This window comes from Symplocastrum torsivum (assembly GCF_059505465.1).
Map to the genome: position 1 here is coordinate 1 of NZ_JCACKQ010000070.1, position 12,485 is coordinate 12,485.

A 12,485-nucleotide genomic window follows, 5' to 3' on the forward strand; every position below is an offset into this window, starting at 1 on the left:
GTTGTTGTTGTTGTTATTTAATTAATTAATAGACTTAACAAGTTGTCGTAGTAGAAAATCTTCATGTCAAGGGCATGGTTCGTAACCACAATCTAGCTAAGGCAATATCTGATGCGGGATGGGGAATGTTCACCAACTTCTTGGCTTATAAGCTAGAGAAGAAAGGTGGTGTATTGGTAGAAATCGACAGATGGTTTCCCAGTTCTAAGCTCTGTTCTAACTGTTACGACCAGGTTGCGAAAATGCCTTTAGACGTAAGGACGTGGACTTGCCCTCGCTGTGGTACTCATCACGACCGGGACGGCAACGCCGCAACGAATATTAGAGCGGAAGGCATCAGAATGCTAAAGACGGATGGAACGTCCGTTTCTGCTGTAGGAGGGGAAGTAAGACCAAAAGCTGGACGCAAGTCCGTCTTGAGGCATTCCCTTTTGAGTACAGAAACCGCCTGACGCGCTCTTCGACTGGCGGTAGTTCATGAAGGGAATAATTCATTGCAGATAAACTCTAAGTGATAATTTTTGAAAGGTTTTGATAAAACTTAGGCTATGAGTCTAAACTTTCGCTTTGCGGTAGTAAGCGACCTACACATCGGGTTGCCCCATACTATCTGGGATCATCCAACACGATTTCATTTGGTGGAAGTCAGTATTCCAGCCTTAGAGCTTATTCTGGAGCATTTGGAGCAGCAGAACATTGACTTTCTTCTGTTACCAGGAGACTTAACCCAGCATGGTGAAAAGGAAAATCATGCCTGGTTAGAAAAACGGTTGAGCCAATTGCCGTTTCCGGTTTACGTCATACCGGGGAATCATGATGTCCCCAATCTGCTACCAAATGAACACTTGATTGGGTTGAACGACTTTCCCTACTACTACCAAAAATATGGCTATGACAATCCAGAGCAGCTTTACTATACCTGTGAAGTGCTGCCTGGGGTACAGTTGATTGGTCTGAATTCTAATAACTTTGATGAGTCAGGTAAACAGGTAGGGTGTTTGGATGAAGCGCAAGTAGCATGGCTTGAGCAGGTGTTACCGCAGCTTAAAGATAAGTTGGTGCTGGTGATGGTGCATCACAATGTTGTGGAACATCTGCCCAACCAAAGTCGCCATCCACTGGGACGCCGCTATATGTTAGATAATGCTCCGGTGCTGCGGAAAATCCTGGCTGAGGCTGGGGTAAATTTGGTGTTTACAGGTCACTTACACGTTCAGGATGTTGCTTATGCGGAAGGCATCTACGACATTACAACAGGTTCATTAGTCAGCTATCCTCACCCCTACCGGATATTGCAGCTACGAACGGATGAGCAAGGAAAGCGATCGCTACAAATTGAGTCTCATCGGGTTGAGTCAGTTCCAGGTTGGGAAAACTTGTCTCATAACTCACGCGAATGGATGGGCGATCGCTCTGGTCCTTTTGTGCTAAAACTCCTGACGGCTGACCCTTTAAATTTACCTGTAGCCGACGCCGAAAAACTCATTTCCCATCTACGCTACTTTTGGGCAAACATTGCGGATGGGGATGCTCTCTTCGACTTCCCAGAATTTTCCCCAGCCGAACGCCGCTACTTCGAGGCATTTAGCGCTACTACCCAAGATGGTAAACCTGCCCTGATTGACAACCATACAACACTGCTATTGGGCAAAGGCTAGTGAAGAAGGCTCCAAGGCAGAAGGCTCCAAGGCAGAAGGCTTGTACTTTTGACTTTTGGCTCTGTTGTTAACTGTCACTTACTTCCGCCATGCTGCACTAGAAGCCTACAAAAATTACCTTACTGATTTTCCAGACAATCTAAAACTAGATTATCTAGCAGCTAAAGTGGTGAGCATCCTTTAGCAAGTAAGATGCTAAACATAAATTTTCATAACTTTAACCTAGCCGTAGTCAAGCCCTGAGGTTAAAGTTGTGAGAAATTTAATGTTCGAGAATAGAGATTTCTTGCAAAAAGCTGCTCTACTGCAACACTCGAACACTAGCTGCTGGTTAGTGAGACTCAACTTCTTGCATAAAAGGAAAAGAAAAGGGTGATAACTAACTACAACTAGGTAGCAAAACTCGACTTTGCAAGAGCGCTATTAGATTTGGTACGCCCAAACTCCCATAGTTTCTACTCCTAGAAAGGGTGAACCGCTATGAATTCTCAAGACAATCAAGACAACGAGCTTCAGCGATGGGAACGAGAGCTTAAGGAACGAGAGCACCAAATTCGACTTCGAGAGATCGAGGCAGAAATTAATCAACCGCCACTACATCAAACCCAGAAGCATCAGCCGCCTGAGAGTTCAGTAAAACGGTGGTACGGAAAACTTCTGAGCGTTGGGAAGTTTTTAGCTGTTGTTGTTGCTGTTGTGGTTGCCTTTAAAGTGGCAGTATCACTTGCCTATGTAGTAATAGTTGGGGCAGTTGCTTGGGTTGCTTACAAAATATTTCTTGAACGCGATCGCGCCAAACGTTAATACAGGATGTAGTGTCATTGAGGGGAACAACTTAATTCCTGGCTGAGTTCAATTCTCCTGACTGTAGGTTCTGCCTTTAGTTCAATCAGTAGTAACTGTATCAAGTAGTAGGAATCAGGGAGTTTTTACTACTGGCTGCTATTTCAAGAAGTCCCTAATCAGCAAAAATTAACTGTTAGATAAACAATTCAAGAATTGTGACACTTCTCAAACTGTCACGCTTCAATTTAGCAAAGAAACCTAATATTGCGCCTAAGCCACGTTGAATAGCAAGCTTATCTGATAGCTAATCCCAAAACTGGCACAGGAGTAAAACCTTTTAGACGAAAACAGACAGTATCTTCGCACGTATTACTGCAAGTTTTAAGCAAAACTTAGTTAGGTTATCGGCTAAAAATATGAACTACACTCTTGAAACAGGAAGCTTCCTTAACGACCTAGACCGAGTAGCCAGAACGCGCCAGGAGATAGCTAATCATTTTAATAGAATAGTTGAAACCATTACCAAATCAGAGTTCGAGGGAGACAAGGCATCAGGAAAACTAGGTCTAGACAAAGACAGCGAAGACATCAGCATTGCTAGTCAAAATTTGCAGCAAGGTGTGTTTCGGCTTTTAGTATTAGGAGATTTAAAACGGGGAAAGAGTACTTTTCTTAATGCCCTAATTGGGGAAAAATTATTGCCTAGTGATGTCAATCCCTGTACTGCCTTGCTAACGGTTTTACGCTATGGAGTTTCAAAGAACGTTACTGTTTACTTTAAGGATGGAACTGAACCCGAACAGCTAGATTTTAAAAGTTTTAAGCAGCAATACACAATAGACCCTAGTGAGGCAAAAATACTAGAACAAGAGAACAAGTTAGCCTTTCCTAATATTGACTATGCGGTTGTGGAGTATCCCTTACCTTTGTTGGAAAAGGGAATTGAGATTGTTGATAGTCCAGGGCTAAATGATACGGAAGCACGGAACGAACTTTCTCTAAGTTATATCAACAACTGCAATGCTATCTTCTTTGTGTTTAGAGCGGTGCAGCCTTGTACCCTTGAAGAGCGCCGTTATTTGGAAAATTATATAAAAGGTCGGGGTTTAAGTGTCTTCTTTATCATTAATGCCTGGGATGAAATCCGTAAAGGGCTGATTAACCCTGATGATACAGAAGAACTAGCAGAAGCTGAGGAGAAACTGCGTCAAGTTTTCCAAACTAACTTGGGTGAATATTGTCAGGTAGATGGTCATGATAATTATGATGAACGAGTTTTTGAGATTTCCTCTCTGGAGGCTTTGCGTCAGCGGATAAAAAATCCAGAAGCTTCCCTTGAGGGAACTGGCTTTCCGGAGTTGATGGGGGCGCTTAATACCTTTTTAACTCAAGAACGCGCAGTCGCTCAATTACGGCAAGCGAGAAGTCTTGCACGGCAAACTTATAACCATGTCCATGAAGCGATCGCACGTCGCATCCCGTTGCTGGAACACGATGTTGATGAGTTGAAGCAACGAATTAGCTCAGTTGAACCAGAATTTGACAAGCTTAATGAGATTCGCGATTGCTTCCAAGATGAGATTAGAGCAGTTCGGGATAGTAAGGCAAGTGCGATCGCAGATTCTTTCCGCACTTATATTTTGAATCTCGGCAACACGTTTGAATCCGATTTCTTACGCTACCAGCCCGATATAGGCTTTCTGGATTTTCTCCAAAAGGGCAAACGAGAAGAATTTAATACTGCATTCAAGCAGGCATTTGAGCAATACCTCAATGACAAGATTATGGCTTGGGAACTCACGGCTGAGCAACAGATGCAGGAAGCCTTCTTACAACTATCCAAAAGTGCTGCCAACTATGGTGCGGTTTATAGCCAGGTAGCCGAGTCAATGACAGAGAAGTTAATCGGAAAAAAAGTCTACGCAGGACAAACCATTGAGTTTGAAGACAATTCTCCGGGATGGACAAGTTGGGCGATGGGATTTTTCTCATTAGCATTAGGTAATGTTGCAGGTGTAGCACTTGCGGGGGCAGGGTTCGATTGGAAAAACATCCTGCTTAACTCTCTTGCTGTCATTGGAATCTGGAGCTTTTTATCAATTTTTTCGATGTCGTTGGTTGCAGCACCAGTAGGCATTCTCCTACTCGGTTTAGGAATTGGCGCTATGCAAGCGGAACAAGCTCGAAAAGAATTAATTCAGGCAACTAAAAAAGAGTTTGTAAAACATCTTCCTCAGATAGCACAAGAACAAGGGGAACCGATTCATCAAGCTGTCAAAGAGTGTTTTGATGCTTATGAGCGGGAAGTTGTGAAACGAATCAACGATGATATCAAATCTCGCAAATCTGAGTTAGATAATCTGCTCAAACAAAAGGAATCTTACGAAATTAACCTGGAAACAGAATTAAACCGTTTAAGGAAATTGGAAACAGATGTCTTATCTGAATGCCAAAGTATCGAGACAGCGTATGAGCATTTGCTGGCATCTCCTGCCTAAATAGTGGAGTGGGCACCGAACACCAGAACTGAAATTAGTTGAGTCTTCTATCAGCTTTGCTCCAATCACACCAGTTATTAGCTGAAGCATAATTAACATGAGCTACAAAATTGAAACGGCAAGTTTTCTCAATGATTTAGATCGGATTGCTCAAGTGCGCTCCGAGGTAGCAAATTGCCTGGGTAGGATGGCGGAAACTTTAGAGAAAGCGGAATTAGAGGGGGACAAGAACTCTGGACGATTAGGTTTGGATACAGAGCGAGAAGATTTAACTAAAGTTGGTGAAAGCTTGCGTTCTGGGGTGTTTCGGCTTCTGGTTTTAGGTGATATGAAACGAGGAAAAAGTACGTTTCTTAATGCCTTAATTGGGGAAAACTTATTACCCAGTGATGTGAATCCCTGCACTGCCTTGCTAACGGTTTTACGTTATGGATTAGAAAAGAAAGTAACGGTTCACTTTAATGATGGCAAACCACCTAAACAACTAGATTTTAAGAGCTTTAAGCAGAATTACACAATTGACCCTGCCGAAGCAAAGAGGCTAGAGCAAGAGAAAAAGCAAGCCTTTCCTGACGTTGATTATGCTGTGGTGGAGTATCCCTTACCTTTGCTGGAAAAGGGAATTGAAATTGTTGATAGCCCAGGACTCAATGATACAGAAGCGCGAAACGAGCTATCTCTCGGTTATATCAATAATTGCCATGCAATCCTCTTTGTTCTTAGAGCCTCACAACCTTGTACGCTTGGGGAGCGTCGCTATTTAGAAAATTATATTAAAGGTCGAGGATTAAGTGTTTTCTTTCTGATCAATGCTTGGGATCAGGTTAGAGAAAGCCTAATTGACCCTGATGATACTGAAGAACTCGAAGAAGCTGAGGGAAAACTACGGCGAGTTTTTAAAACTAACCTGGCTGACTATTGTCAGGTGGATGGTCATGATATTTATGATGAACGAGTTTTTGAAATTTCTGCAATTAAGGCACTGCGTCGGCGGATAAAAGATTCTTCTGCGTCTCTCGAAGACACTGGCTTTCCAGAGTTTATGGGCGCACTGAACACGTTTTTGACACAAGAGCGGGGGATTTCTGAACTGCGGCAAGCGAGAACTCTAGCACGGCAAGCCTCGACTCATGTTCATGAAGCGATCGCACGTCGTATCCCTTTACTTGAGCAGGATGCTAGCCAATTGAAGGAAAGGATTAGCTCGGTTGAACCCGAATTCAAAAAACTGACCGAAATCCGCAATCAATTTCAAGAGGAAATCCGAAATACTCGTGATAATAAGGCGAAAGCTGTAGCTGATTCCTTCCGTTCTTATGTGTTGAACCTGGATAATACGTTTGAAGCCGATTTCTTACGCTATCAGCCTGAATTAAAGTTAATGGATTTCCTGAACCAGGGAAAACGGGAAGCGTTCAATGAATCTCTCCAAAAGGCATTCGAGCAGTATATCAATGACAAGCTTGCCGATTGGAGTCGCGGTGCTGAGCAAGAGATGAATGCTGCCTTTTTACAGCTATCCAAGAGTGCAGCAAACTATGGGGCTTCTTATAGTCAGGTAACTGATCTGATTAATGAGAAGTTGACAGGGAAAAAGGTACAGACTGAGGCAAATACAACGGCTGAGGAACAATCTTCAGGATGGGCGAACTGGGCGATGGGCTTGTTTTCCTTATCAACAGGTAACATTGCTGGTGTTGCAATGGCGGGAGCAGGCTTTGACTGGAAAAGTATTTTACTTAACTATTTCACAGTAATTGGAATCAGCGGGATTGTTGTTACTGTTTTTCCGGCGGCTGTTATCCTGGGTCCAATTGGTTTAGCGTTGCTAGGTTTAGGTGTTGGTGCTTTTCAAGCTGATCAAGCTCGTAAAGAAGTCGTGAAAGCCGCAAAGAAAGAGTTGGTAAAACATCTGCCACAGGTGGCAAATGAGCAATCACACCTCGTTTATGACGCTGTAAAAGAATGTTTTGATACTTATGAACGTGAAGTAACCAAGCGAGTAGATGATGATATCCAAGCTCGCAAATCTGAGTTAGATAATCTGCTCCAGCAAAAGCAATCTTATGAAATTAATCAGGGTGCAGAATTAGAGCGTCTGAAGAAACTGGAGGCGAATATCTCTTCTGAATCTCGGAGCATAGAGACGGTGTATCAGAATTTCCTAGCAGCGGCTGCTTGAATCAAGCGGATTTAAAGAGATAGAACACTATGCAACATCAGGACGTTTATCAGAACCTTGTAAACAATCTCAGGTCGGCAATCGGTGTCCTTGAACTCGATAAAAACTCACAGCTTTATCGAGATGCGATCGCAATCTGTGACTATCTCGAAGACCCGATTTTTCGGATTGCTGTCTTTGCTCCTTTTAATTACGGTAAGTCAACGCTGCTCAATGCAGTACTTGGCAATCGTACATTACCGATTGATTTAATTCCAACCACAGGCGCGGCGATTCATGTTCGATATGGGAGTGAGCCATATACCCGAATTACCCTGTTAGATGGCGGAGAAATTACTGAAAGCGGTACTAATGTCCTGAAGCAGTTTGCCATCCTAGATGACCAACGACGGATGCGAGATGATGTTGCTTCAGTTCATGTTTACTGTCCTCATCCTTTCCTGCAAACGGGTGTTGAATTTTTGGATTTGCCAGGAACAAATGATGCAGAAGCACAGGATGCGTTAGTACGTGACCAACTGCTAACAGCAGATTTAGTTGTTCAGGTGCTAGATGCACGGAAGTTAATGACGTTAGGTGAGCGGGAAAATCTGAGAGATTGGCTGCTGGATAGAGGCATCAAAACAGTTATCTTTGTGGTCAACTTTCTGAATTTGCTAGAACCTGAAGACCAAAAGCAAGTCTATAACCGCTTACTTTTCGTAGCAGAAAGTTTTCGAGCAGAGTTACCGAATAATGTTAGTAATCTGTACCGGGTTGATGCGCTACCTGCTCTACGAGCAAGACTCAAAGGAGATGTGTCAGCAGCCCAAAGTACAGGATTAGCGATCTTTGAATCTGCTTTGCAAACGATTGTGGCGGTTCAACAAGAAAAGCTGGCTATCCGGTTTTCTCGTGTAGAGGCGATCGCATTTCAGATCAAGACTGCTATGCAAGCGAAATTGGACGCGATCGCTTCTGAATTAGAAGTAGCTGAAACTAAGCGTATAGCAAAAATTGAAATTAAACAAAAAGCACAGAAACTGATTCAAAAAGGTTTCTCTGCAAGTGTTTCAGATTTCCAAAGTTGGCTGTACCTGCCCAAACTTCTCAATCGCTATCAATCTGAAGTGGCTGATGCGCTACAACAAGGTACATTTAACACCTGGGAATGTCGAGCATTCAAACAAGCCATACAAGACTATCAACAGGCTGTGGTGAAATGGGTACATCAAGCCTGTGAGTTTTTTGAACACACTCCACCTCCTAATCTGTCGATTCTATTTCCTGACAAACCAGAAGTCATCCTACCAGAACCACCCCAGCAACCTAATAATTCAAAACAGTCGAGAGATAATGCTCCGGTAGCTTTAGCAACGGGGTTAGGTTGGATTTTAGGAGGACCAATGGGAGCGGCTGTAGTGGGAGGCGCTACCTATCTTTTTAACCAAAGTACAACAGCTCCCGAGCAAACAGAAGCCTCATCTACTTATATGGAACAAGTTTCACAAGCTTATATTCAAGCGGCTTCTGACTATCTGACTCGCTTCAGTACTCAAGCCTTCTCGATACTTCACGACTACGAAGAAATAGCAGAAAAAATTATTAATATTCAAGTAACTGAAGCACCCTTAAAAATGACAACACAGCGTCATTATCTACAGTTATTACAGGGTTTATTGGATAATCTGAATCAAGAATTAGAGATAGTGAGCGCTAACTTATCTACTAAATAAATCAGCAAAATGAGTGTCGTCGGGAGAGGGTTTTGGTATAGCTGTTGCCTAAAGGTTAGGACAGATCTAACGGCTGAAATGAGCACGTACTAGTAATAAACATAAAAGCCCTCTGCCTTCTGCCTTTTGCTATAAGTCTATACTTCTGATAATTCAAAACACGGGAAACCGAAACTAATGGAAAACATGGAGGATAAGTTTCGCGCTCTCGAAATTGATGATGAATTACAGAAGCTAAAGCAAGAACTGCGAAATCAAAACAGCCAAACGGGAAAAACACCTACTACATCTCCAAGGAATAGACATACATCACCGATAAAGCAGAAGAAAATAACACGTTTCTATGCGATTCTTGGGCTGAAACCTGATGCTTCTACGCAGGACGTAAAACAGGCATACAGAGCTTTAGTGAAACGATGTCATCCAGATTTATTTTTTCACAATCCTCAACTTCGACAGAAGGCTCAGGAAGTCCTAACGAAAATCAATGAAGTCTATGAAGAATTATGCTCTAACAAGGATGATTAAATTAACTTTGTCCTTAATCCTTTGAGCGGCAAATCCCAAACACTGAAGTGTAGCCATGTAGAAACGTACTGCCCCCCACTGGCCCAATCTCACCGTTGCAGAAGAATCCCGCAAGTTGAATGTCGTTTAGGTAGCGGCGGAATAGTTGGGAATCAAAATCAGGCTTTCCGTAGAGTCGTTCGCCTCGTCCTAAACAGGAGAACATCAAAGCCCCTGCCGCACCTGGTGTGTGGAGGTCTTCTTTTTGATAGTGCTGGAGAAGCAGTTCTAAGTCTTCTTCTGAGGTACGGGCATCGCGGAGGTGAAACTGGATGCGCTGTCCTGGGCGGACGCGATCGCCAATTGCGATCGCCCCAACTCTGGGGTCTACTCCCAACAAATTGCGGACGAGAAAGTCTCCGTGGCCCAACTGCTGCTTAAATTCATCCCTGGCAACACCAACAAACAGCGAATGTTGTGCCAACTCGCGGTCTGAGTCACTCAATCCTTGAATGACATCTCGCAGAACTTCCAACGGGGGACGTGAATTAGGGTCGCTGGCTGTTATTTCAGTGCCATCCTGCGTTGCCAACTCCAAGATAATATTCCGCTCACAAGAAGTCACCTGATACGTTTGACCAATCGGGCGACAGCCTTGCGCCACAATCGTCTCTAGAACAATGTTGCCACTCAAGGCAACGCCAACGGTTCCCTCGCGGTAAAGCTTATAGTTACAAAACAAACCACTCTGGGCACCCATAGCACTAGCACTTGCTAGTCCTCCTACCTTATTCGAGCCTGGGTAAGCAAAATCTAACCCTTGGAGGAGATCATTGACTCCAGACGAGAAGGGGTCGGCTAATAAAATAAACTGAGGTTGTTCCTCCGGCGGAACCCCAACCAATTCCACCCAGGCAGCGGGAGGGCTATCCATGTCAGGCAAGTTATTGGCAGGAATGTAAAAAGCGTGGACATTAACCCCTGGTAAATGAGCCACACTGAGACTCAAAGCCGGTTCTCCTTCCAGTTCTTGCGCTTCACCCTGAGTATTCATTCCAACAATGCCAGCACCACCACAACCAATCAGGACTGGCACTGACAGTTGCTCCTTTAGTAAGGGCATCACGCGAGAATATTCACTGGCATAAGCAGAGGAAATGAACACCAACCCCAAATCTGGGCTAGCTGTCAAGGACTGCTGCACGCGGTCTACCACTTCCGCCACGGCTGCTTCCAACGAGGGACGGGTTGATAAGGCATTTGCCCACTGAATTGAGTTAGTCATTCGTTTTGCCAAATTCACTCCCGAAATCGGTGCAGGTTAAGGCAGTTGGCTGGCAGTTAAACCTTTATCATAGCGCTAAGCGGAACGCCTCAAGAGGTAAGCCCCACTAACGATTACAAGTGATTAATTTAATAGCGCGATCGCGTGACCAACGATATAGCTCTAACGAGAGGTTCCACAAGTGCTTTCATATAAGTTAATATACTTAGTAACTGGTTTAGTCGCTTGTAGACTAACTACTTGTAGACTAACTAGCAGTAAGCCGAGATTGACAAATCTTAAAAATAAAGATCAATCCGGTTAAAGGGATACCGTTGTGCGGTATCACTGAAATGTTAACTAAAATCAGTAGCACTCTCCTAATCAGAGTCACTACCCACTAGTACCTAATTGGAGATTTCCGAAGCGGTTAATACTCACTAAAAGTTTTCTGTACACAAGTACAGCAATCAGGAAAAGGAAAGCAATGAGCGACATCCAAGAAAAAATCGAACAAGAGCGTGAAGCTGCGCGGGCTGTTTGTGATATACAAGGCTCAGAATCCGGTGATTGTGCGGCAGCCTGGGATGTAGTGGAAGAACTACAAGCAGAAGCATCACATCAACGGCAAAAAGGCAAGAAGAAAAATTCTCTTGAACTGTATTGCGATGCTAACCCTGATGCCGATGAGTGCCGTGTATACGAGGAATAAACTTCACTCGCCCCAACGTCAGATTCACCAAGTTTAGGCACATTACTTAAGCGGCATAGCAGCTAAAAATCCTTAATGAGGGTTTTTAGCTGCTTGCTTTTGAGGAGGTTAGGGCGTGTACCGCCATCACTGCAATAACATAGATAAAGGTCATTTCAGCGATAAGCAATGCAAGAGGAAATCCTTCGATCATTAGTCTGGACAGATTACCGTTTAGCCCTATTATTTGCGGTTATCGTGCCCTTAATTCTGCTGATTTGGGCATTTGTCAAGAAAGCAGACGCAATGGTACGCCTCTTGATCATCTACTGGCGCGTTTCCAGCTTACTGGCGATCACGATTTACATCTTGATTGCCGCTTGGCCGATTGGGTTTGTCTCTGGTTTTTTTGCCCGTGTTCTGATTCCGATTAGCCTCTGGTTTTGGGTAGATATCAACGAAGATATTGATGATCAGCGACAGCGTCCTCTCAAACTTGCTTTCACTGCATGGCGCTGGGCTGTGAGTGTTTATGGCACATTAGGTGCCTTAGCCAGTCTGCCGTTCTTGTCTTGTGCTTTTTCTCCAGGGGCAATCAGGACATCGTTTTGTCAAGTCGGGCTAGAACCCCCTTTACTGTTCAAACAGTATTTCCATCCCAATTCCAGACCTGGATTTTTGGCATTCATCGGCGTGAGCTTGTTATTAATTTATGTGCTTTACCTGAGCTATTTCGTCTTGATTCGGCTTGGTAAGCAAGGGCGCTCAGCAATGGAGCAGTAAGTGTTACACCGATTCAGTAGTGAGTTGTAATGGCAATTTCGATTGGACGGCGTTTAGAGGAATACACAATCAAGCGTCCGCAGGAAGTTTTGATTGTCACGGCTGAGATTGCGGGGGAAGAAGACCAGATTACTATATTTAAAGGCTTTTCTAGCTCTTTGGTGCGTTCAACCCCCTTTGATCCAGACATTCCGGTACTCCCAACAGACGCAAAGATTGTCACAATAGATCGAGTCGCCAGTCCCTACAATCCTGATGCGCCTCGTTATCTCCAGCAAGGGCTGACTTGGGAAACCATGCAACAGTTGTTGTCAGAGGTTGGTGTCTAGGCGGTGTGAGCGAGAGGCTTACCTTCATTCCTGTTCAGGATTCTCCTGAACTTCTGAACATCCTGAACTACT

At 44.0% G+C, this 12,485-nt stretch carries 10 protein-coding genes and 1 pseudogene; 10 read left to right on the plus strand and 1 reads right to left on the minus strand.

Annotated elements, in window-relative coordinates; all coding sequences use genetic code 11:
• Positions 1–38: 38 nt before the first annotated feature.
• The 7 genes and pseudogenes from AC5JL3_RS20525 to AC5JL3_RS20555 form a co-directional block, all read left to right on the plus strand.
• Positions 39–452: pseudogene (locus AC5JL3_RS20525) on the plus strand (RNA-guided endonuclease InsQ/TnpB family protein); the annotation flags it as partial.
• A 96-nt stretch (positions 453–548) separates the two neighbouring features.
• Positions 549–1,658: a metallophosphoesterase family protein gene (locus AC5JL3_RS20530; protein ID WP_496076237.1), complete on the plus strand. Its 1,110-nt coding sequence runs from the start codon at positions 549–551 to the stop codon at positions 1,656–1,658.
• A 480-nt stretch (positions 1,659–2,138) separates the two neighbouring features.
• Positions 2,139–2,462: a hypothetical protein gene (locus AC5JL3_RS20535; protein WP_496076238.1), complete on the plus strand. Its 324-nt coding sequence runs from the start codon at positions 2,139–2,141 to the stop codon at positions 2,460–2,462.
• A 398-nt stretch (positions 2,463–2,860) separates the two neighbouring features.
• Entirely contained in the window at positions 2,861–4,942 is a 2,082-nt protein-coding gene (locus AC5JL3_RS20540) for a dynamin family protein (protein WP_496076239.1), read from the plus strand.
• A 97-nt stretch (positions 4,943–5,039) separates the two neighbouring features.
• Positions 5,040–7,124, plus strand: a complete 2,085-nt coding sequence (locus tag AC5JL3_RS20545; RefSeq protein ID WP_496076240.1) for a dynamin family protein — start codon at positions 5,040–5,042, stop codon at positions 7,122–7,124.
• A gap of 29 nt (positions 7,125–7,153) precedes the next feature.
• The gene (locus tag AC5JL3_RS20550; protein ID WP_496076241.1) at positions 7,154–8,839 is read left to right on the plus strand and encodes a dynamin family protein; all 1,686 of its coding nucleotides are present in this window, start codon (positions 7,154–7,156) and stop codon (positions 8,837–8,839) included.
• 177 nt (positions 8,840–9,016) lie between these two features.
• The gene (locus tag AC5JL3_RS20555; RefSeq protein WP_496076242.1) at positions 9,017–9,367 is read left to right on the plus strand and encodes a J domain-containing protein; all 351 of its coding nucleotides are present in this window, start codon (positions 9,017–9,019) and stop codon (positions 9,365–9,367) included.
• A gap of 13 nt (positions 9,368–9,380) precedes the next feature.
• On the opposite strand, the gene AC5JL3_RS20560 is transcribed toward AC5JL3_RS20555, so the two are convergent.
• Positions 9,381–10,631: an FIST signal transduction protein gene (locus tag AC5JL3_RS20560; protein ID WP_496076243.1), complete on the minus strand. Its 1,251-nt coding sequence runs from the start codon at positions 10,629–10,631 to the stop codon at positions 9,381–9,383.
• A gap of 466 nt (positions 10,632–11,097) precedes the next feature.
• Here AC5JL3_RS20560 and AC5JL3_RS20565 point away from each other — a divergent pair, with 466 nt between their 5' ends.
• The 3 genes from AC5JL3_RS20565 to AC5JL3_RS20575 all read left to right on the plus strand — a co-directional run bounded on the left by AC5JL3_RS20565 (position 11,098) and on the right by AC5JL3_RS20575 (position 12,413).
• The gene (locus AC5JL3_RS20565) at positions 11,098–11,322 is read left to right on the plus strand and encodes a Calvin cycle protein CP12 (RefSeq protein ID WP_192221509.1); all 225 of its coding nucleotides are present in this window, start codon (positions 11,098–11,100) and stop codon (positions 11,320–11,322) included.
• Between the two features lie 168 nt (positions 11,323–11,490).
• The gene (locus AC5JL3_RS20570; RefSeq protein ID WP_496076244.1) at positions 11,491–12,084 is read left to right on the plus strand and encodes a DUF3177 family protein; all 594 of its coding nucleotides are present in this window, start codon (positions 11,491–11,493) and stop codon (positions 12,082–12,084) included.
• Between the two features lie 29 nt (positions 12,085–12,113).
• Entirely contained in the window at positions 12,114–12,413 is a 300-nt protein-coding gene (locus tag AC5JL3_RS20575) for a DUF7734 family protein (protein WP_496076245.1), read from the plus strand.
• Positions 12,414–12,485 lie beyond the last annotated feature (72 nt).

Excerpts from the sequence above, each read along its gene's own strand:
- AC5JL3_RS20530 (WP_496076237.1), top strand. The coding sequence starts at position 549 with ATGAGTCTAAACTTTCGCTTTGCGGTAGTAAGCGACCTACACATCGGG.
- AC5JL3_RS20535 (WP_496076238.1), top strand. The coding sequence starts at position 2,139 with ATGAATTCTCAAGACAATCAAGACAACGAGCTTCAGCGATGGGAACGA.
- AC5JL3_RS20540 (WP_496076239.1), top strand. The coding sequence starts at position 2,861 with ATGAACTACACTCTTGAAACAGGAAGCTTCCTTAACGACCTAGACCGA.
- AC5JL3_RS20545 (WP_496076240.1), top strand. The coding sequence starts at position 5,040 with ATGAGCTACAAAATTGAAACGGCAAGTTTTCTCAATGATTTAGATCGG.
- AC5JL3_RS20550 (WP_496076241.1), top strand. The coding sequence starts at position 7,154 with ATGCAACATCAGGACGTTTATCAGAACCTTGTAAACAATCTCAGGTCG.
- AC5JL3_RS20555 (WP_496076242.1), top strand. The coding sequence starts at position 9,017 with ATGGAAAACATGGAGGATAAGTTTCGCGCTCTCGAAATTGATGATGAA.
- AC5JL3_RS20560 (WP_496076243.1), bottom strand. The coding sequence starts at position 10,631 with ATGACTAACTCAATTCAGTGGGCAAATGCCTTATCAACCCGTCCCTCG.
- AC5JL3_RS20565 (WP_192221509.1), top strand. The coding sequence starts at position 11,098 with ATGAGCGACATCCAAGAAAAAATCGAACAAGAGCGTGAAGCTGCGCGG.
- AC5JL3_RS20570 (WP_496076244.1), top strand. The coding sequence starts at position 11,491 with ATGCAAGAGGAAATCCTTCGATCATTAGTCTGGACAGATTACCGTTTA.
- AC5JL3_RS20575 (WP_496076245.1), top strand. The coding sequence starts at position 12,114 with ATGGCAATTTCGATTGGACGGCGTTTAGAGGAATACACAATCAAGCGT.